19 protein-coding genes are annotated in these 20,750 nt (G+C 57.0%); 10 read left to right on the forward strand and 9 right to left on the reverse strand.

What is annotated here, in order from left to right; all coding sequences use genetic code 11:
• Nucleotides 1-8: 8 nt before the first annotated feature.
• From L53_RS07270 to L53_RS07285, 4 genes are all read right to left on the reverse strand, one after another.
• On the reverse strand, nt 9-2,408 hold the full coding sequence (locus tag L53_RS07270) for a bifunctional diguanylate cyclase/phosphodiesterase (protein ID WP_084333213.1): 2,400 nt from the start codon (nt 2,406-2,408) through the stop codon (nt 9-11).
• Nucleotides 2,409-2,534: 126 nt separating this feature from the next.
• Nucleotides 2,535-4,079: a cryptochrome/photolyase family protein gene (locus tag L53_RS07275; RefSeq protein ID WP_034813700.1), complete on the reverse strand. Its 1,545-nt coding sequence runs from the start codon at nt 4,077-4,079 to the stop codon at nt 2,535-2,537.
• Nucleotides 4,080-4,091: 12 nt separating this feature from the next.
• Nucleotides 4,092-4,760: a DUF6134 family protein gene (locus L53_RS07280; RefSeq protein ID WP_034813703.1), complete on the reverse strand. Its 669-nt coding sequence runs from the start codon at nt 4,758-4,760 to the stop codon at nt 4,092-4,094.
• Nucleotides 4,757-5,314 (reverse strand): cupin domain-containing protein, encoded by a 558-nt coding sequence (locus tag L53_RS07285; RefSeq protein WP_034813706.1) that lies wholly within the window; start codon nt 5,312-5,314, stop codon nt 4,757-4,759. The genes L53_RS07280 and L53_RS07285 overlap by 4 nt, the downstream gene beginning before the upstream one ends.
• A 157-nt stretch (nt 5,315-5,471) precedes the next feature.
• On the opposite strand from L53_RS07285, the gene L53_RS07290 reads away from it, so the two are divergent.
• From L53_RS07290 to L53_RS07305, 4 genes are read left to right on the forward strand one after another with little or no spacing between them, the layout of a single operon-like run.
• Nucleotides 5,472-6,476: a cysteine synthase A gene (locus L53_RS07290; protein ID WP_034813710.1), complete on the forward strand. Its 1,005-nt coding sequence runs from the start codon at nt 5,472-5,474 to the stop codon at nt 6,474-6,476.
• A gap of 3 nt (nt 6,477-6,479) precedes the next feature.
• Nucleotides 6,480-7,325, forward strand: a complete 846-nt coding sequence (locus L53_RS07295; RefSeq protein WP_034813714.1) for a sulfurtransferase — start codon at nt 6,480-6,482, stop codon at nt 7,323-7,325.
• Nucleotides 7,322-8,476, forward strand: coding sequence for a cystathionine beta-lyase (gene metC / locus L53_RS07300; RefSeq protein WP_034813718.1), 1,155 nt, complete (start codon nt 7,322-7,324; stop codon nt 8,474-8,476). The genes L53_RS07295 and metC overlap by 4 nt, the downstream gene beginning before the upstream one ends.
• 10 nt (nt 8,477-8,486) lie before the next feature.
• Nucleotides 8,487-9,926, forward strand: a complete 1,440-nt coding sequence (locus tag L53_RS07305) for a DASS family sodium-coupled anion symporter (RefSeq protein ID WP_156947846.1) — start codon at nt 8,487-8,489, stop codon at nt 9,924-9,926.
• Between the two features lie 122 nt (nt 9,927-10,048).
• Here the strand turns inward: L53_RS07305 and L53_RS07310 are convergent, their stop codons facing one another.
• Together L53_RS07310 and L53_RS07315 are read right to left on the reverse strand one after the other, a co-directional pair.
• On the reverse strand, nt 10,049-11,065 hold the full coding sequence (locus tag L53_RS07310; RefSeq protein WP_198019777.1) for a zinc-binding dehydrogenase: 1,017 nt from the start codon (nt 11,063-11,065) through the stop codon (nt 10,049-10,051).
• Nucleotides 11,066-11,119: 54 nt separating this feature from the next.
• The gene (locus tag L53_RS07315; protein WP_034813727.1) at nt 11,120-11,560 is read right to left on the reverse strand and encodes a hypothetical protein; all 441 of its coding nucleotides are present in this window, start codon (nt 11,558-11,560) and stop codon (nt 11,120-11,122) included.
• Between the two features lie 149 nt (nt 11,561-11,709).
• Between L53_RS07315 and polA the strand changes: the two genes are divergently transcribed.
• Complete coding sequence (gene polA, locus L53_RS07320; RefSeq protein WP_034813731.1) at nt 11,710-14,499, forward strand: DNA polymerase I; 2,790 nt, start codon at nt 11,710-11,712, stop codon at nt 14,497-14,499.
• Between the two features lie 55 nt (nt 14,500-14,554).
• On the opposite strand, the gene L53_RS07325 is transcribed toward polA, so the two are convergent.
• Nucleotides 14,555-15,220 (reverse strand): oxygen-insensitive NAD(P)H-dependent nitroreductase NfsB, encoded by a 666-nt coding sequence (locus L53_RS07325; RefSeq protein ID WP_034813733.1) that lies wholly within the window; start codon nt 15,218-15,220, stop codon nt 14,555-14,557.
• A 46-nt stretch (nt 15,221-15,266) separates the two neighbouring features.
• Complete coding sequence (locus tag L53_RS07330; protein WP_156947847.1) at nt 15,267-16,157, reverse strand: DUF4437 domain-containing protein; 891 nt, start codon at nt 16,155-16,157, stop codon at nt 15,267-15,269.
• Between the two features lie 149 nt (nt 16,158-16,306).
• Here L53_RS07330 and L53_RS07335 point away from each other — a divergent pair, with 149 nt between their 5' ends.
• The 3 genes from L53_RS07335 to L53_RS16770 all read left to right on the forward strand — a co-directional run bounded on the left by L53_RS07335 (nt 16,307) and on the right by L53_RS16770 (nt 18,122).
• Nucleotides 16,307-16,663 carry a helix-turn-helix domain-containing protein gene (locus tag L53_RS07335; RefSeq protein WP_034813736.1) on the forward strand — a complete coding sequence of 119 codons (357 nt, stop codon included), beginning with the start codon at nt 16,307-16,309 and terminating at the stop codon, nt 16,661-16,663.
• 159 nt (nt 16,664-16,822) lie between these two features.
• On the forward strand, nt 16,823-17,515 hold the full coding sequence (locus L53_RS07340; RefSeq protein ID WP_034813738.1) for a response regulator transcription factor: 693 nt from the start codon (nt 16,823-16,825) through the stop codon (nt 17,513-17,515).
• On the forward strand, nt 17,487-18,122 hold the full coding sequence (locus L53_RS16770) for an alpha/beta fold hydrolase (RefSeq protein ID WP_034813741.1): 636 nt from the start codon (nt 17,487-17,489) through the stop codon (nt 18,120-18,122). The genes L53_RS07340 and L53_RS16770 overlap by 29 nt, the downstream gene beginning before the upstream one ends.
• Here the strand turns inward: L53_RS16770 and L53_RS07350 are convergent.
• A complete protein-coding gene (locus L53_RS07350; protein ID WP_034813744.1) occupies nt 18,067-18,546 on the reverse strand; it encodes a DUF3995 domain-containing protein in 480 nt (159 codons plus the stop codon). The genes L53_RS16770 and L53_RS07350 overlap by 56 nt on opposite strands.
• A 109-nt stretch (nt 18,547-18,655) precedes the next feature.
• On the opposite strand from L53_RS07350, the gene L53_RS07355 reads away from it, so the two are divergent.
• The gene (locus L53_RS07355) at nt 18,656-19,120 is read left to right on the forward strand and encodes a peptidylprolyl isomerase (RefSeq protein WP_034813746.1); all 465 of its coding nucleotides are present in this window, start codon (nt 18,656-18,658) and stop codon (nt 19,118-19,120) included.
• A 22-nt stretch (nt 19,121-19,142) separates the two neighbouring features.
• Nucleotides 19,143-20,747 carry a stimulus-sensing domain-containing protein gene (locus L53_RS07360; protein WP_034813749.1) on the forward strand — a complete coding sequence of 535 codons (1,605 nt, stop codon included), beginning with the start codon at nt 19,143-19,145 and terminating at the stop codon, nt 20,745-20,747.
• The last annotated feature ends 3 nt before the right edge of the window (nt 20,748-20,750 follow it).

Raw genomic sequence — 20,750 nt, forward strand, 5'->3', positions numbered from 1 at the left:
TCCAGGGATCAGGCTTGGGCGGACTTCGCCGCTGGGAACTGGATAGTATTATCGGCTGCGGTCGCGTCATCCGACTCCCGCTTGGGTGATGCAAAATCGGCAGGTAGAAGGTCGATAATATGGTGAAGTTTGTCGAGCGGCTTGGCCCGGCTGATGAAGAAACCCTGCAATTCCTGGCATCCAATGTCACGCAGGAACTCTGCTTGAAAATGCGTCTCGACACCCTCCGCTGTGCACCGCATGCCCAGTGAGTGCGCCAGTGCGATGGTGGCTTGCGTGATAGAACGGCTGTCTGATCGGCTTTCAATGTCTCGCACGAAGCTCTTGTCGATCTTGATCTTGTCGAACGGAAAGCTCCGCAAATAAGACAGAGAAGAATAGCCTGTGCCGAAATCATCAAGCGCAATGCCGACGCCGATCTCCTTCAGTTTGTGAAGGCGCTTGAGCGTGAAATTTGTGTCCGACATCAGGACCGTTTCCGTGATCTCAAGCTCGAGCCGTCGCGGATCGATCTTGTTGGCAGCAATCGCATTCACGATGGTCGTCATCAAATTGGATGAGTGTATTTGCAACGGCGAGATATTCACCGAAACTTTGACATGATTGGGCAGACGACGCGCCTCTGCCAAAGCCGCCCGAATGACCCAGTCTCCGATCCGGGTAATCAGACCATTGTCTTCTGCGTGCTCAATGAAGTCGCCGGGATAAACCAGGCCCCGCTCAGGGTGGTTCCATCGCAGCAAGGCTTCGCATCCCACCACATCATGTGTGTGAGCATCAACTTGGGGCTGGAAATGAAGTTCGAACTCGCTGTGCTCCAGCGCGGAATGCAAATCGGCCTCGACTTGCAAATGGGCTCGCGCGCGTTCGTCGAGCGCGGGTGTGAACATGCACCAAGTGGACTTTCCGAGCTTCTTGGCCTGATAGAGCGCCAAGTCAGCATGCTTCAGCATGGTGCGGGCATCTTTCGTGTACGGATCGAACATCCTGACACCTACCGACGCGGAGCAATTGGCGGTCGACCCCCACAGGTCATAGGGCTCGCTCAGGCGTTCGGTTATCTCGTCGAAAAAGAGTTCGAGGTCGCCCATCGTCGGACGCTGAACGATCATGGCGAACTCGTCACCACTGATCCGCGCCACCATGTCATGATCGCCGCTCAATTCGTTCAGACGACCGGAGACATGCTGCAAGAGCTCATCACCCGCCGGATGGCCCAGCGTATCGTTCACCCATTTGAAATTATCCAGATCGAGCCAAACCAACGCTCTTTGGACTGTTTCAATATCCGGTTTGCGGAGCGCCTTTTCCAGTCGCTCCTGCATGTTCATCCGGTTTGGCAGACCCGTCAGCCCGTCATAATGCGCCATAAAGGCAATACGGTCTTCTATTTCCTTGGACTGGGTGATGTCCGATGCCACCCCGCGGAAGCCTCGGAACTTGCCATCATTGAAGATTGGCTTCCCGGTAAGGGACAACCAGCGTTCGGTCTCTGAACCTTTGAGCCTCATGGCGATATCGCGAAAGCCCTGGCGGCGCATGAGGCTGGTATTGAGCACTCTGGTAGAATCGTCCGCCTCGAACTGATCGACCAACAGATTGCCAAGCGTTAGGTCACCATTGTCATGCTCAGCGCCCTCAAACACGAGAGGAATGTCTACAAGCACGCCTCTGGCGTCAGTTTGCCAGAGCCAATCGGACGTACTTTCCTCAAAATCCCTCAACAGCAACCCAATCAGATGCGACTGCTCTCTAACCGCCGTTTCGTTGATGCTTTTGAGCACGAACTGGCGATGCGACCAGCGAATGGCTAGGATGAGTATCGCGACATAAGCCAACGTCAAAATAGATGTATACTGATATTTTGGATTTTGCTGAAACTGCATTTCCGCAACCAGTCCCAGTCCGATCGGAACAATAAAGGCAAAGGCTGCCTTGGGCAGACGCGACATCAGGAGCGCACCGGTGAACATGACTCCAGCCAGAACGACGCCCACAATCATCTGGCCATAGCTATCCGTGACATTCATCACAATGATAGGTACCGACGCCCAAAGAAGTCCGGCAATCGCCGCAACAAACGTATATTCCCTCATCACCTTGCGCGCGATCGCAAGATCGCTGGGCCGGTAGGTTCGAACCTTGTTCGTAACAAAAGCCGCTGCGCATATCGCGGCGATACAGACGAGCCATACAGACAAGGCAAAGTCCGCTGGCGTCTCCTTGAAGGACAGCCAGACAACCGACGCATTGATGAGGTTGGCCAGAACCAGAGGAATCGTGATCGTGCCCACGATTTCCAGCTGGCTTTCTCGCCAGGCCGCCTCATGCTTTCGTTCGTCGTCCGAGTCCCTAACGATCTCGGACAGCGGCCCATCGCCGCTATCCTTCATAGCCAACAGTTTCATGCGTCCACCCCGGAATTCATCCGACTTCTCGGAATCACCATTGTCAGCATGTCTAAGCCACGGAGGTGAAAATCAGTGTAGTGTGACGTCGAAAATTCTCTGAAACCGGTAACGATGCGTAAGTCATCAATCTTTGGTTGGATAAATATTCAAGGATTTCAATACGGTTCTGGCTCGCCGCTGTATCAGATCACGTTCACGATCCGGCATTTTTATCGCATTTTTCATGAGCAATGACATGCGGGGATTACCCTGCAATCGTTTGGAATGGCGGATCAGGAAGTCCCAATAAAGCGTATTGAAGGGACACGAGTCCTCATCGGTCCGGGTTTTGGAATTGTAACGACACCCGGCGCAATAATCCGACATCTTGTTTATATAGTTTGCACTGGCAGCGTAAGGCTTCGACGCAATCACACCCCCGTCTGCAAAGAGCGCCATTCCATGCGTATTCGGCAGCTCCACCCATTCGTACGCGTCGGCATAAACACTCATGTACCAATCATTGACGTGGTCCGGATGGATGCCCGCGAGCAGCGCAAAATTTCCCGTGATCATGAGGCGTTGAATATGATGGGCATAAGCATGCCGAATGGTCTGCCCCAGCGCATCGGCCAGACAGGACATGTCGGTTTCGCCGGTCCAGTAGAAATCAGGAAGCTCATTTCGGGCATTCATAAAATTGCTCTTTCTGTACTTAGGGCCCTTCCACCAGTAGAGCCCCCGCACGTATTCGCGCCAGCCAAGGATTTGCCGAATGAAGCCTTCCACAGCATTGAGCGGCGCACGGCCGGATTTCCATTCCGCCTCAGCGCGTTCACACAAATCCAGCGGATCCAACAAACCGACATTCAGATAAATCGAGAGGATTGAATGCCACATCCACGGCTCATTCTTTGCCATGGCATCCTGGTAGTCTCCAAAGCCAGGCAGGATCTCCGCCATGAAAGCATCGCGAGCGGCCTCGGCATCGTGACGTGTGACTCCGAACACGAAGGGTTCCAAATCTCCGAAATTGTCTGGAAACCTGTGCGCGACCATATCGAGCACGTCTTGCGTAACCTGGTCTGGCTGGCAGAACCATCTTTGGGGAGTGACCTTTGACTTCGGCAGCCGTTTGCGGTTTTCCTGATCATAATTCCATTTGCCGCCAGCGGGGCTGTCTCCCTCCATGAGCAGACCTGTCTTCTGTCTCATTTCACGGTAAAAATACTCCATCCGCAACTGCTTGCGACGGGATGCCCAGTTCGAAAATTCACTCAGTGTCGCGATGAACCGCGTGTCGTCGCGCAGTTCCACTTCTACATCGAAGATGTTGGCCCACACCTCCATATCGCTCAACAGGCGCCATTCGCCGGGTTTCGTGATGATCAAGGTGTCGATCCCAGGATCGGCGTCCAGAGCACGTGCTACTTCACCGCGCAATGAGCCTTCATTCTCTGGATCCGTCAATTTGACATAGCGAACCGATACACCCGTTGCTTCCAACTCCTCGGCGAAGTGGCGCATGGCAGAGAATACAAATGCCAGCTTCTTCTTGTGGTGGCCTACATAGGTCGCCTCTTCCATGACTTCAGCCATCAAAACAGTATCTGTAGACGGATCGAAATCAGAGAGAGATGATAAGTCGGGCGTTAGCTGATCGCCAAGAATGAGTGTCAGAGCTGACATGCGGTAGCGAAATCAGTATGGCTTCGCCAAAACGTATTCAATGTCCTGACCACGCGCTTCGAAGGCCAACTTCATCCAACGTCCAGCTCGATCATACCACAGCGTAACATCAATATCAGAATCCAACAGATACCGCGTGGTCTCGATCTCTTCACCCGCCACACGTATGGTCTCGTTCCCCTGTTCCGAGACCGTGACCTCCAATATTTCTCCATTGCCGGTCGACAGTAGTTTTGAGGAATTCGTGGCAGCAAAGTTCCAATGACTTGAAGGCACGATTGAGCCTGCAACAACACCGTCGTACTCTGTGCCATCGACCTCCAACCCATCACCGCTGCGCACAGCTTTCACCGACCCTTCATCGCCATCATCGTCGACCTGACCGGTGAGAGAAACGAGCTGTCCATCCTCCCACACTTCAGTGGCGTCGAGTTCATACTTGAAAACGGTGATAGGCCCCAGACCGGCTTTGAGGTTCACATCAGTCGTTGCGGTCAGGCGCCCCTGGCTATCCTGCCCAAACTTGACGGAGTGCGAGCCGAACGGCTTGCCCTTGCGCAGTACATCAAACTCGATCACGTCGCCCGGCTTTGGTGCCCAACTCGCATCCGACGTTTTCGCGACGGCGGGTGTGCTAAACATCGCGGCCGATACAAGAATGGCTCCCAGAAAATGCTTCATTGAAAAAAACTCCAGAACCTGTTGGGCCGATGGGCGACAAAGCAGATACAACTTTCGTCTCCCACAGCGGCGGGCTTGTGACGCATGCCGGGTTCGCCGAGCACAAGGTCACCGCGAGAATATGTGCCATAACCGTCAGTAAAACGCCCGGACAGGACGACGGTTGCCTCAAGCCCACCATGACCGTGCATCGGTGCGCTTTGACCGGGCTCAAGTTTCATGAACTTTGTCCCCGGCGTGCCTGCAGATGCATATTGAACGCCGGAGAAACCGCGCCGCCAGCTCAAATCGCCAGATGATTGGAACAGGACCTCATCAGCTGAGAGACCTGACCATCGGGCGCGACCAGTTCTCGAACTCTGCTGGGCCGGGTCGGCAAGTATCGGGTCAGATCGTTCCAGCATCACACCGCCGATCATTGACCAGAGATGCGCGGTCTCAGCCCCCCTCTCACTCAGTGAAATGTGCAGGTCCCCCGCCACAGCAAAGGACTCCGGATGGTTCCCGGCGGCATGGTCCATCATGAAAGCAATATAGGTGTCGGTGTGGGTCAAGCAGGCGGTCCTGTCTCGGTTGGTCTATTCATGCTTCTTACGCAGACCGGCACGAATTGGATCACACGGGCCCTGTGGGACTCACAACGGTTGTGAAAACCTCTGCGCCGCACTAGCTTCGTCCCAAAGAAAATTGACCAGAATCGGACCTAATCTGATGAAGTTTCATCGCTCGGTGATCGACCTTATCGGCAACACCCCCCTGCTTCGCCTGAACCAGGCATCTGACGAAACCGGCTGCGAAATCCTCGGCAAATGCGAGTTTCTCAATCCGGGGCAGTCTGTGAAAGACCGGCCGGCACTGGGCATTGTTCGCGACGCTGAAGCGGCTGGAGAGCTGAAACCCGGCGGCACCATTGTCGAAGGAACGGCTGGAAACACCGGCATCGGGCTCGCATTGGTCGGCGCAGCACTCGGCTACCGCGTGGTCATCGTGATGCCACGCACGCAAAGCCAGGAGAAAAAGGATGCAATCCGCCTACTCGGCGCAGAGCTGATCGAGGTCGATGCGGTCCCCTACAAGAACCCAAACAACTACCAGCACTTCTCGAAGCGTCTGGCCGAAGACCTTGCCAAGTCGGAACCAAACGGCGCGATCTGGGCAAACCAGTTCGACAATATCTCGAACCGCAAGGCCCACTACGACACCACTGGTCAGGAAATCTGGACCCAAACCGATGGCAAGCTTGACGCTTTCATCTGCGCGGTCGGATCTGGCGGCACGCTCGGCGGTGTATCGCTCGCACTAAAGGAAAAGAACAAGGACATTCAGATCGGTGTCGCAGATCCCGGCGGGGCTGCTATGTATGAATACTACAAGAACGGTGAGTTGAAATCCGAAGGCACCTCAATCACTGAAGGTGTCGGACAAGGTCGCATCACAGCCAATCTTGAAGGTATTGAAGTGGATCGCGCTTATCGCTGTACGGATGAGGAAGCGCTCAACATCCTTTTCGGCCTCGTTCAAAATGAGGGTCTGTGTCTTGGCGGCTCTGCGGGAATCAATGTCGCCGGGGCCGTTCAGATGGCGAAGGATCTGGGGCCCGGGCACACAATCGTCACGGTGCTCTGCGACTATGGCAATCGATACCAGTCGAAACTCTACAATCCCGATTTCCTGAGATCGAAGGATCTGCCGGTTCCCGCATGGATGGAGGCTTGAATTATGGAATCCGGAGACCCGCTTGTCACAGCCGAATGGCTGAAAGAACATATCTCTGCGCCAGACGTCCGGGTCGTGGACGCAACCTGGTTCCCTCCCTTCCTCAATCCCGAGAAGACGGGGCGCCAGGCATGGGCTGAAGGACACATTCCCGGCGCCGTCTATTTCGACATCGACGCCATCAAGGCAGGCGGAACCGATCTGCCGCACATGCTGCCCGATCCCGTCATGTTCTCGTCGCGTGCGCGCAAGCTCGGCCTGGGAGACGGCAACCGGATCATCGTCTATGACCAGTTCAACTTCTTCGCCTCGGCTCGCGTATGGTGGATGTTGCGCGTAATGGGCCAACGCGACGTAAAAGTACTTGATGGTGGGCTCAAGGCCTGGACGGATGCTGGTGGCGAGATCGAGGACCTGCCACCGGTGGCCGTCGAACGCCATTTCACAGCGCGCGTCCGGTCCGATCTGCTGAAGGATGCAGGCCAAGTGCTTGCAGCATCTGCGAACAGCTCCCACAACATCATAGACTCCCGCTCGGCCGAGCGTTTCTCCGGCGAGGCTCCCGAGCCGAGAGAGGGGCTTCCCTCCGGTCACATCCCAGGCAGCATTTGCCTGCCCTCCGGCGAACTCCGCACGGAAGACGGCAGGATGAAATCCGCCGAGGAACTTGGCAAACTGTTTCCAAATCCCCTCGCGCCCACAATCGCGACCTGCGGGTCTGGCGTGTCTGCCGCTGTCACGGCGCTCGCGCTGGCCCGACTCGGTAATTGGGACGTCGCGGTCTATGATGGATCGTGGGCGGAATGGGCGTCTGACGCATCCCGTCCCGTCGCCACTGGCACAGTATGACAAAGGACACTGCGACACGTCTCATCCATACGCGTGGCCGCCGGTTGGCCCAGAAAACCGTCAATCCCCCCATTGAGCGGGCGTCCACACTCCTGTTTGATACATCCTCAGACCTCTATGGCGCGAAGCCCGGCTACGGCCGTATGGGCCTGGCGGTTCATCGTGAACTTGAAGACGCACTTTGCGTACTTGAGAATGCGACCTTCGCAAAACTGACCTCGAACGGATTACAGGCCTGCGCGCTTGCCATCGGCAGCCAGGTAAAAGCCGGGGATCACATCCTTTTCACCGACTCCGCCTATGGCCCCACCGCGCGCTATCTTGATCGTCGATTGGAAAAAATGGGGGTAGAGGCGACGCGCTTCGATCCGCGATGTGGCGCAACCATTTCTAACCTGATCAAACCCAACACGCGCGTAATTTACCTGGAATCTCCGGGCTCACTCACCTTCGAGATCAGCGATACGCCTGCCATTGTGGACGTGGCGCAGCAGCGTGGTATTCGCACCATTCTCGATAATACATGGGGCGCTGGAATTCTGCACAAGCCACTGGACCTCGGCGTGGACATTTCTGTCCAGGCGTTGACAAAATATGCGGTTGGCCATGCGGACGTGTTTGGCGGCGCTGTCATGAGCCGCGACAAGCGCGTGGCGCAAGACATTATCGACTGCGGAGATGATTGGGGCATCAGCCTGGGCCCGGATGATGCTTACACGGCCTTGCGCGGCTTGCGCAGCCTGAAGACGCGCATGGATGCGCACGAGGCCGCTGGTCTCAGGATCGCGAATTGGTTGTCTGAACGCCCGGAAGTCTCTCAAGTCCTGCACCCGGCACTCGAACAGCATCCGGACCATGTCATCTGGAAGCGCGACTTCACTGGCTCAAACGGCCTGTTTTCCGTCATTCTCAACACGGTCAGCCCAGAAGGCCTGAAACGCTTCTTTGACGCATTGGAACTGTTTTCGATGGGCTTTTCCTGGGGCGGTTTTGAAAGCCTGATCATCCCGTGCGACCCGCAATTGAAACGATCAAAAGGCCACTGGATTGACCAAAAGGTCGGCCCTCTGCTCCGCATACATGTCGGTTTGGAGACCGCAGATGACCTGATTGCCGATCTCCGGGCAGGGTTTGAGGCTATGGGGGAATAAGAGCGTGGAATTGGGGGCTCGCAAAATCGGATTGATGCTGGGCCCTGCCCTGGCCGCGCTCATGTTGCTGTTCGGCCCACCGGAAGGCCTCAGCCATGCGGCTTGGGGCACGGGAGCCCTGATGGTGCTTATGGCGGTCTGGTGGGCCACCGAGGCCATTCCCATACCTGCCACCTCTCTGTTGCCGCTTTTTGTTTTGCCGCTCGTTGGAGCGGGCTCACCTGCCCAGACGGGCAGTGATTATGCCAACCATATTGTCATCCTGTTGCTCGGAGGCTTCATCGTTGCCCTCGGCATTGAACGCTGGAACCTGCACAAACGGATTGCACTCAACGTTATCAGCCGGGTGGGCACGTCGCCCGGGGCCATTGTCTTCGGCTTCATGCTCGCAACGGCCGTCCTGTCGATGTGGATATCCAATACGGCCTCGACATTGATGATGGTACCCATCGCCATCTCAGCCAGCGCCGTGCTTGGGAATGTTTCAAAACACTTCACCACGGCACTCCTGCTCGGTGTTTGCTACGCGGCCTCCATCGGTGGGGTCGCCACCCCGATCGGCACACCGACCAATTTGATTGCGATCAGCTGGCTGCAGACCGAAGCGGGCGCTCATATCGGGTTCGCACAATGGATGGCCTTTGGCCTGCCGGCCATGGCGCTACTATTGCCGGTCGCATGGTGGAATGTCACACGCGGTATGCCCGTCCGCTCCGAAAATGCAGAAGCTGTGTCCGCTCACGTCAAATCCCAGCTTACCGACATTGGCAGAATGACCGTTCAAGAAACCCGCGTCGCAATCGTATTCGGGATCACGGCCACTCTATGGCTGCTCAGACTGCCACTTCAGCTATTCCTCGAAGCGTCTGGAATAGAGTTGCTCGCGAATTATGGGGGCGCGGAAGTCGACATGATGATCGCGATCTTCGGCGGGGTACTCATGTTTCTGGTCCCGGCGGGCGGCGGTGAAGATCGTGGCCTGCTCAACTGGCAGGAAGCTGAACAGATTCCGTGGGGCGTGTTGCTGCTGTTTGGTGGCGGCATCGCAATGGGCAAAGCCATTTCCCGCACCGGACTGTCGGAATGGATCGGCGAGAATTTGCGTGTTCTGGACGTGCTCCCGCCGCTGGTCTTCATTGTTATTGTGGTTGCTCTGGTCATCTTCCTGACGGAAGTCACCTCAAATGTGGCCACAATGACCACGCTTGCACCCGTGCTGGGTTCGCTCGCTGTTGCGCTCGGCACAGCTCCGGAGAGCCTGCTCGGCCCGGCCGCCGTGGCGGCGTCGTGCGCCTTCATGCTGCCGGTTGCCACCGCACCAAACGCCATCGTCTATGGCACGGGCCACATCACCATCCAGCAGATGATCCGCAAGGGCTTCTACATCAATCTGGCAGGTATCGTGATCATCGCTGCGGTAGGCTACTGGATCGCTCCGCTGGTCCTGTAGAGGAATCCAGCGACACGCGCCGAATTCCTCCTACACCCGACAAGCCTGCGTCCCTCAACCCCAGCCTCGTCTGCAGTCAGACATACAGGGGCAAGCTGAACGCCACCTGAACTTAGGTTAACTCAGGCAGCTGGTGGCTCGCTGACCTGGACCATCAGTTTGCCTAGATTCTTGCCTTCGAAGAGACGCGACAAGCTGGCTGGTGCATTTTCCAGACCATCGACAATGTCCGCCTCGAACTTGATCTTGCCTGCCATCAACCATTCCGCCATCTGCTGAATACCTTCCGGAAACCGCGGGAAGTAATCGATCACGATGAACCCTTTCAGCAAAGTCCGGCGCATCAACAGGTTCGAGAAATTGTACGGTCCCGGCACCGGGTCAGTCGCATTATAGGTGCTGATCAGTCCGCATAGCGGCATGCGCGAGAAATCATTCAGACGGGCAATCACTTCATCCATGATTTTGCCGCCGACATTCTCGAAATTGACGTCGATTCCCTTCGGACAGTGCTTGTCGAGCGCTGCCCCAACGTCTTCCGTCTTGTAGTTTATCGCAGCATCGAAGCCGGCCACCTCGGTCAGCCATTTGCATTTCTCGTCACTGCCCGCGATGCCAACAACCCGGCAGCCCTGGATCTTTGCAATCTGTCCCACCATGGAGCCGACTGCGCCGGCCGCCGCAGAGACGACCACCGTCTCGCCAGCCTTTGGCTTCGCAATATCCATCAGTCCGAAATAGGCCGTCATGCCAGTTGCACCGAGCGGCCCCATATAGGCCGTCAGCGGTACGCCGGGCAGGCGGGGCAATGCGTTCAGCGAACTGCCGGGCAGATTCGAATAGAGCGACCAGGTTCCGAGACCCGTGTTTACGATGTCTCCTTCCTTCAGCCCGTCAAAACGGCTTTCGGTGACCACGGCCAGACCGCCGCCACGCATGGCATCCCCGATGCCGACGGGCGGCAGATAACCATCCACATCGCTCATCCAGATGCGATTGGTCGGGTCGAGGGACAGGTAAATCAGGCGGGTTCGCACTTCACCCTCTTCCAACGGCACAAGCGGAGACTCGACCAGTTCGAGGTCTCCCTCCTTCAGGTCACCTACAGGCCGCTGACGCAAAACCCAGCTCTTGTTCATCTCAGTCATTTTTATCCTCCCATGTCTTGACCGGGAGGCTAGGTCGAATTCCGGCTAGCGCAAGACTCCGCGTCGCGTCATCCGCCACGCATATGCAAGCAACAAGGCACCAATCAGGATGATGACTGCCGCAAACGCGGGATTTGAAGCTCCTTCCGGAACATCTTTCAGCCACATCCCATGAACCATGGATACGAGCGCGGCCAGCAGCGATATCAAGAACGCCCAAACGGCAAACCGGCTGCGCAACAGGAGCAGAATGGATCCGATCAACGCGCCCCAGACGCCGAATGCCCAGATGACATACTGCCAGACTGGAAACGAATAGAAAAAGGCTCGCTGCTCTTCCGTGAAGTTCGACATGTACGGTGCCCAATGGGTCACTGTGGCCGTGTAATCGAACGCGCCAAATCCGTTCCACACTACCGCGAGAATTCCCACGACCCAGAGATGCCAGGGTGTACCGGCGGCTTGTGGTTCCAGTGTTTCACTCATGGTTCCCTCCCAGGATTATTTGAAGGAGTTTACGCTGGGGATGCGCGTTCAGCAAATCCATGCAGGCAGGGATGCAATCCATCGGCACATACGGGTGACGCCGTGCATGACACGGGCTACACATTTGGCCAGCAAAGGATTCCCGAACCATGGCCACTGCCCCCGTCAACAAGGACAGCCACCTCTACCTGGTAGATGCCAGCGCATACATTTTTCGCGCTTTCCACGCCCTGCCCCCACTGACCCGGGCCAGCGACGATCTGCCAATCGGCGCGGTGAGTGGCTTCTGCAACATGTTGTTCAAGCTGCTGGAGGATCTGAAGGGCGACGAGCGGCCTACCCATTTCGCCTGCATCTTCGACAAATCTTCGATCACGTTTCGCAATGAACTGTACGACCAGTACAAGGCCAACCGTTCAGAACCTCCTGAAGAGCTGCGCCCCCAATTCCCGCTCGTGCGCCGCGCCGCCGAAGCCTTCGCGGCCCATGCCATCGAGAAGGAAGGATTCGAAGCCGACGATCTGATCGCCACCTATGCCCGTCAGGCTGAGGCGAAAGGCGCGCGCGTCACCATCGTCTCATCTGACAAGGACTTGATGCAACTTGTCTCCGACAGCGTCATCATGCTCGACACGATGAAGAACAAGACGATGGGCCGCGAGCAAGTCTTCGAAAAGTTTGGCGTCGGCCCGGAACAGGTCGTCGACATTCAGTCACTTGCTGGCGACAGTGTCGACAATGTACCCGGGGCACCTGGTATTGGCGTGAAAACTGCGGCTCAGCTGCTGGTTGAATATGGCGACCTCGACACGTTGCTCGCACGCGCTGAAGAAATCAAACAGCCCAAACGCCGCCAGACCCTGATCGACAATGCCGATCTGATCCGCATCTCCAAACAATTGGTGACGCTGAAAGACGACGTGCCCCTCGACGTGCCGCTCGAAGACCTCGCTGTGCAAGACCCTGACCCTGACACGCTGATCAATTTCCTGGAAGAAATGGAGTTCCGCACCATCACACGGCGCGTGCGAGAAATGATGGAACTCGAAGGTACCCTGGAGTCCGCCCAGCCAGCAGAAGATCCGATCGATCGCAGCAAATATATCTGCGTCCGCGATTTCGAAGAGCTGGAAGAGTGGATCGCCCGCATCACCAAACAGGGCTATGTTGCAGTTGACACCGAGACCGACAGTCTTGATTCCATCGCGGCCAACCTTGTCGGCGTATCGCTGGCGCTCGCCCCGAATGAAGCCTGCTACATTCCGCTCGCACACGTCGATCCAAACAATGCGGGCGACGGAGACATGTTTGGCGCAGATCCGCCACGGCAGATCCGCATGCAGGATGCACTGCGCGCTCTGAAACCGATGCTCGAAGATCCGGCGATCCTGAAGATCGGGCAGAATATCAAGTACGACCTCTCGGTCTTCGCCACGCACAACATCAATGTCGCGCCGATTGATGACACGATGTTGCTGTCTTACGTATTGAATGCGGGCAAGCACAATCACGGCATGGACACACTGTCGGAGCGATACCTGCAGCACAACACTATTCCGTTCAAGGAGATTGCCGGCACTGGAAAATCGCAGGTGACGTTCGACCGAATCGCCTTGGACAAGGCCACAGAATACGCCGCCGAAGATGCCGACATCACCTTGCGCCTGTGGCAAGTCTTCAAGCCCGAACTCCGCACTGAGAAAGTCACGACAGTTTACGAGGCGCTCGAACGCCCGCTCGTCCCGGTGCTCGCCCGCATGGAGCAGGAAGGCATCAAGGTAGACCGCGATCACCTCTCGCGCCTGTCATCCGATTTCTCCCAGCGCATGGCCGCGCTGGAGGCCGAAGCCTACGAACAGGCTGGCCGCGAATTCAATATCGGCAGCCCCAAACAGCTCGGGGAAATCCTGTTCGACGAGATGGGTCTTGAAGGCGGCAAGAAGACCAAGACTGGCGCTTGGCAGACGGATGCCGACGTGCTGGAAAGCCTCGCTGCTGAAGGCCACGGCCTGCCCCGCACGATTGTCGACTGGCGCACCCTCTCCAAGCTCCGCTCCACCTATACTGAAGCACTTCAAGCTGCGATCAACCCCACCACGGGGCGCGTGCACACCAGTTACTCGATGGCGGTTGCCCAAACTGGTCGCCTGTCCTCCACAGATCCGAACCTTCAAAACATTCCCGTTCGCACCGAGGAGGGCCGCAAGATCCGCGAAGCCTTCGTCGCCGAAAAGGGCAATGTTCTGGTTAGCGCGGACTACAGCCAGATCGAGTTACGTATCCTGGCGCACATAGCCGACATCGACACGCTGAAGGGCGCCTTCAAGGAAGGCCTCGACATTCATGCCATGACGGCCAGCGAAATGTTTGGTGTGCCTATCGAAGGCATGGACCCCATGGTCCGCCGTCAGGCAAAGGCGATCAATTTTGGCATCATATACGGCATTTCCGGCTTCGGCCTCGCACGCCAGCTGGGCATTCCCCAGAGCGAAGCCAGCGAGTACATAAAAACCTATTTCAAACGCTTCCCCGGAATCCGCGCATACATGGACGAGACCAAAGCTTTCGCTAAGGAGCATGGATACGTTACCACCGCCTACGGACGGAAAATCAATCTCTCTGGCATCAAGTCCAAAGGACCACAGCGCTCCTTTGCTGAGCGCCAGGCCATCAACGCGCCCATTCAGGGATCCGCTGCCGACATCATCAAACGCGCCATGATCCGCATGCCAGATGTACTGGCCAAAGCAGGTCTGTCTGCGCGTATGCTGCTTCAGGTGCATGATGAACTTGTCTTTGAATGCCCGGCGGCCGAGGCCGACAAACTGATCGAATCCGTGAAGGCCACAATGCAGGGGGCCGCCGGGCCGGCACTCCAGCTATCTGTGCCCCTGGTTGTCGATGCGCGCGCGGCAAGCAACTGGGCGGAGGCGCACTGACCCGACTTGGCAGTGAACCGCCCCGTCACAGACAAGCGATGGGGCGGTTGCCTAACTACACTTCCGTCAGGGTGTCCGAATAGGGAAGGCGGGATTTCGGGAGCGTGGCGTTATAGTCCTGCTCGGGGTCGTGATATCCAAGCGGCACAACCAACAAGGCTGAATAGCCCTTGTCGCGCAGCCCGAATTCAGTATCCAGAACCGGAATTTCAATGCCTTCCATGGGTGTCGCGTCCACACCAAGCGCCGCTGCACCTAGCAGGAATTGCCCAAGGTTGAGATAGACCTGCTTGTCCATCCAGTGCTGGACGTCCTTGAAGTCCTGCTTGTGCAGATTCACGAACAAGGAGCGTCCGCCATGCATGGCGGACTTGTGGGTTTCCTTGTCGGTATCGAAGCGGCCATCCTTGTCTTCCTGCTTCAGCACGTGCTGGAGATAGTCTTCATCCACAGCAAGGCGGCTTGCAAACACGACGACGTGCGAGGCGTTGAGGATGGACGGGCGGTTGAACGGATACTTTTCAGTCGCCTTGGCGACCCGCTCCTTGCCCTCTTGCGTGGAGGCGATGACGAAATGCCAAGGCTGGATGTTCGTGCTGGAGGGGCTAAACCGCAGCAATTCTTTCAGTTTTTCGACCGTCTCGTCCGGAATGCGGCGGCTCGGGTCATATGCCTTCGTTGTGTGCCGTTTTTTAGCATAGTAGGTGATATCATGTTCCATGGGATAGTCCTTTCAAGGAGAATATTCTTGAGAGAGTTTCGGGGGGTTAGGATCGGTTCCGGGTGGAGGTGATCTCAAAATGTCCTTCGCTGCGGACATAGAGCAGGCAGTCTGTCTCGGCGTTGCAAGCGAACACATCTGCAGCGTTCGGCGCGCTTGCCACAAAACTGCCGGGCACAAGCTCGTGCCTCGCACGGGCATCGCCAATCTGAACTTCGGATTCTCCAGAGATCGAGACGATCTTGAATTCAGCCCCGTCACCGGAAAGACCAACAGACTGTCCAGCAGGTAACTTCACCAAAATGCCGCGCGCACTGGTATCTGTTTCACCTCCCCAGAGGAAAGCAACTTCAGCGCCGCTGCCCTGTTCGACCCAAGAAAGATCGGATGTATCCAGCCAGACCAAGTTTGAACGGTCCAGATTTACAGGACGCTCGCCATTGTTGAATGCGTTTTCGGTCGGCTCAACCAGATACGGACCATCTTCAATCTCGATATAGGCCATATTGAACGCGCCCTCGGCGGACGTGATGTGCGCTTCTCCAGCTGGCTGCGTCCAGAAAGACCCAGTGGGCAACCACATATTGGCCGCTCCCGGATCATCATTGTGAATTCGTCCCTCAATCACGACGCCACGATAAGTCACATTGTGAATGTGTGGCGGGGAGGAAAAGCCTTCCTGAAACTGAACGAGGAACCCGGAAGCACCCTCGGCCGCGCGATCTCTCCAGAGCGTTCCAGCTCTCGGGCTCGCATCACCACGGGCAGGATTGAGAGGCCCCCATTCCACGTCAGAGGTCAAAACGATTTCGGAGTGCGGCAATGGATCCTGAACCTGCTGGGCGGTGGCGCATGCCCCCAGTAGCGAGGTGACCAACGCTGCGCCTGCAACTCCACGGACAGCATTTCGTATTGAAGGGATTGAATTCAGCAGCATGAGTGATCCTTCCACGGGACGGGTTCGATTGTGGCGTATGGCAGGCCAGATCGGCCCGCTTGGTTGACGCCCACCGATTTATCGATACAATCTGAATGCGCAAGTACGCACAATTTTGGCTTATACGCACATAAAGTATACTGTAAGGCATGACTCGCTTCGAGAAATATGACTGTTCCGCCGGCTGCCCTGTGGAGGCGGCCCTGGAAATGATCGGCGGAAAGTGGAAAGGCGTGACGCTGTTCCATCTGATGGATGGCGTGAAGCGCTTTAATGAGTTGCAACGCGAAGTCGGCAATGTCACCCAGCGCATGCTGACCAAGCAATTGCGCGAATTGGAAGAGGCTGGCCTCGTGCACCGCGAGGTCTATCCAGTGGTGCCTCCGAAGGTGGAATACAGCCTAACTCCGAAGGGTGAAACGCTGCGGTCCATCCTTACTGCGCTGAAGGATTGGGGCGAAGAACATGCCTTCGCTGCAGCCGAGCCCGCAACAAATCTCCCTTAAATTGCCGTAATGTGAGCCTTCGCTCGCCTTGATCCCTTGATTTCATTGCAATTGCATTGAAGGAGGGCTTTTGCCGTGACGCGAACCATGTTTGAACACCGTAGTGCAAGACGACCGGATCCCGTTCACGGATATGGGTTGGTTGAGAAGGATAAAGCGATGACGACATTGGCGCTGGTGGATGATGACGAGAACATCGTTGCGTCCCTGAAAATCTTCTTCGAGGCCGAGGGCTACGATGTCCGCACCTATCACGATGGTGAAACGGCCCTTCCGGCATTGACGGAAACGCCACCCGACATCGCTATACTGGATGTGAAAATGCCCCGTATGGACGGCATGGAACTGTTGCGGCGCCTGCGCCAGACCTCCGAATTGCCTGTCATCTTCCTGACGTCAAAAGACGAGGAAATCGACGAAGTTATCGGCTTCAATATTGGCGCCGACGATTTCGTGCGCAAACCCTGCTCCAATCGCCTGCTGGCGGAACGCGTCAAGGCCGTGCTCCGGCGCGCCCGCGGCGGGGTGGCCGGATCTGAAGAGGGCGACCAGAAGCCGATCGTTCGTGGCAAGTTGACGCTTGATCCGAACCGTCACGCCTGTACGTGGGATGGCCATCCGGTCCGCCTGACCGTCACCGAATTCCTGATCCTGCAAGCGCTCGCCCAGCGCCCCGGCTATGTCAAAAGCCGCGATCAGCTGATGGACGCCGCCTATGATGATCAGATCTATGTCGACGATCGCACCATCGACAGCCACATCAAGCGGCTTCGCAAGAAGTTCCGCGAGGTGACCGACGAATTCGATGCGATCGAGACCCTGTATGGCGTCGGCTACCGCTACACCGAATAGGCACGGCATCTCGGAGGTCTATATCGGCGGGGCGGGCGATACCCGCACCCGCCTCGTGGCCGCGTATGCAGAAGCGCGGCAGCGCGACTTTGCGCATGGGGCCCACCATGATGCGCACTATTTCCCGCATTACGCGTTGCGGCGCATTCTGAAACTGGCCCGTCAGCACGCCGATGCTGGCCGCACGCTGATACTGGTCGGACATAGTTGGGGCGGCGACACAGCTCTCCGCGTATTGAAGGCGCTCCAACCACACCAGGTAGATTTGCTCATCTGCGTCGACCCGGTTCCCAAATCCCGGCTGAATCCCCCACCGACCCCACGCAATGCCCGTCGGATCATCCATGTTGATGCAAGGCCAAGTTATCCGAACCGATCAGACCAGGTAAAGGAGATGGGGCAATGGTTCGGTGGCACACTGCACCGACGATTGTCGTCCGCCGACACACGTATCGTCGCCGATCTGAATCATTTCGCCTTCGCCCAAATGATGTTGGCGCCTGGTGAAGACGGCCTCTCTGCCGCCCAACATATCGACGGACTGAACAGACCTAAGCGATCCCGAGGCGCCAGCTCCAATTGGGCAAGCTCAGGACGAGCAGAATGAATCCCAGCCCAATCAGGAAGCTCAACGGCGAATACACACGTCGGTTGAGGGTGAGAAATGGCGATTCAGGCGACGAGCGCTCAAACGCTGGCAGAACGCCAATAATGCCGCGCCCGAGAAACACGACTCCAGCTGCCAGACCTGCCAGCACCAGCACGCCTTTCTGGATTATGGGCGGCAATGGAAGGGAGAAATACCCGCCCAGCCAAGCTGCCAGGACGGAGGCCGCAAACAAGCAAAGCGCTACCATGAAGCAGGAAAATGCTGACGGCATCTTGGTTATACCGCGGCGGCCCACGACGGCGCGCGCAAGTGCCTGCTCATTTGCACACGGGAAATTGCTGCCAAACGCCCATAGCAGGTGCAAACAGCCGAGAGCGAACAAAACAGCCACCAAAATCGGTGAAATGAACGGTGCAATCATGCAGACACTCCTGCGGCAATGCGGAGCAGTAAAATGCGCCGCCCACTTGCCGTTCCATCCATCATTCAATAGCCAGACACGAGACTAACACAAGCAATAGGATAACTTCATGGCAGACCCGGAAAACACGCTTCTCCTCGAAACCTCCAAAGGCTCGGTAAAAATCGACCTGCGTCCGGACTTGGCCCCCGGCCATGTCGAACGCATCAAGGAGTTGGCGCGCGGAGGCTTTTATGATGGCATCATCTTTCACCGCGTTATTGATGGATTCATGGCGCAAGTCGGCTGTCCACAAGGCACCGGCATGGGCGGTTCGTCCAAGCCGGACCTGAAGGCCGAATTCAATGCCGAACCCCATGTCCGCGGCACATGCTCCATGGCCCGCACGTCGGCCCCGAACTCGGCAAACAGCCAATTCTTCATCTGCTTTGACGATGCCAGCTTCCTGAACCGCCAATACACGGTCTGGGGTCAGGTCAGCGAAGGTATGGACGTGATCGACCAGCTGGCCAAGGGCGAGCCCCCGCGCAATCCTGACAAGATTGTCAGCATGAAAGTGGCTGCCGACGCCTGATCTCAGGCAGGCAGAACCCCGTATGACGGATAGGAAAATCAGGCGAAAGGCGATTGCGCGCCACGGGTCGAAGATCTTTGGCTCACGTATCGCACGCCTGATTTTCGCGTCCAATTTGGCGGGACTTGCCATCCTCATTATCGGCGCGATGGTTCTGAACGAAATGCGCGCTGGTTTCGTTGTCTCCAAGAAGCAGGATCTTGTTGCGCAAGCCCAGATTTTCACCAGCTTGCTTGGTGACGATGCAACCACGCCTGCCCCCAAGCTCGATGATGAAGCCGCGCGCCAGACAATCGTGCGCCTTAACCTGCCCGAACGGGTTCGTGCACGTATCTACTCACCCGATGGCGAACTTGTTGGCGACAGCTTCTATCTCTCCGAGCGGGTCGACATTGATGCCCTGCCGCCGCTTCAGGAGCCCAGCAGTTTTGCGAAGCTAGGCGCCAATCTGTCGGAATGGGCAAGCCGCACGCTTGGCCCGATCATGCCCCGGCGCAGTTCTGATGCGCTCGTCGCTCAGAGCTTTGAGGAAGAGTTCGAGATCGCCGTGCGCGGTCAGGAAGCGGCCAGTCAGCGCTTTTCCGATCGGGGCCAGCGGATCATTTCCGTTTCCATGCCAATCCAGCGTGTGTCAGCTGTTGTGGGTGTCCTGACACTGGAATCGAATGACATTGATGAGATCATTCGCTCCGAACGCGCTGCGCTCATACCGTTCATCGGGGTCGCAGTCCTTGTCGCATTCGTCACGTCGGTCCTGCTGACACTTGGTATTGCCCGCCCACTGCGCCGTCTATCGGTTGCAGCAGACCGTATCCGGGCCGGCGCTTCTGATCGGATCGACATTCCGGCCCTGACCAATCGCAAGGACGAGATCGGCAATCTCGCCGCCTCGATGCAGAGCATGACCGAAGCCTTGCTGGAGCGGATCGAGGCGAATGAACAATTCGCTGCCGACGTGGCTCATGAGCTGAAGAACCCCCTCACCTCCATCCGCTCGGCCGTCGAAACCGCTGACCGGGTGCAGGATGATCCGGTCGCGCTTGAACGCCTCCGGCAGGTCATCGCACAGGATGTGAAGCGGCTGGACCGTCTGATTACAGATATTTCCAACGCATCCCGTATCGAAGCGGAAATGACGCGCGTGCCGACGGAGCAAATGGACATTGCCGGATTCGTCCACGATGTCGTCCAGACCTATGAAGCATTCAGCCGGGAGGAGCGATCGGTATCGGTTCATTTCCGAGACGATACGATGGGTGCGCGCCTGCTTGTCCGGGGGCGCGATGGGCCGCTCGGTCAGGTTGTTCGTAATCTGGTAGACAATGCGCGCTCTTTCTCGCCCCCTGACGCAGAGGTCAATGTGATTGTCGATCAATCGAATGATGGCCCGCAAACCATCGCGCGGATCATGATTGAGGATAGCGGTCCGGGAATACCTGAAGACAAACTAGAAAAGATCTTCAGCCGCTTCTATACGGACCGCCCGGCCGGAACGGCTTTTGGCAACAATTCAGGCCTTGGACTCTCAATCGTACAACAGATCGTCACGACCCATCGCGGAAAGGTCTGGGCTGAAAACCGCGCAGAAGGTGGCGCGCGGTTCATTGTAGACCTACCCGCGATCTAGGGT

Source organism: Hyphomonas sp. L-53-1-40 (genome assembly GCF_000682775.1).
Lineage (GTDB): Bacteria > Pseudomonadota > Alphaproteobacteria > Caulobacterales > Hyphomonadaceae > Hyphomonas.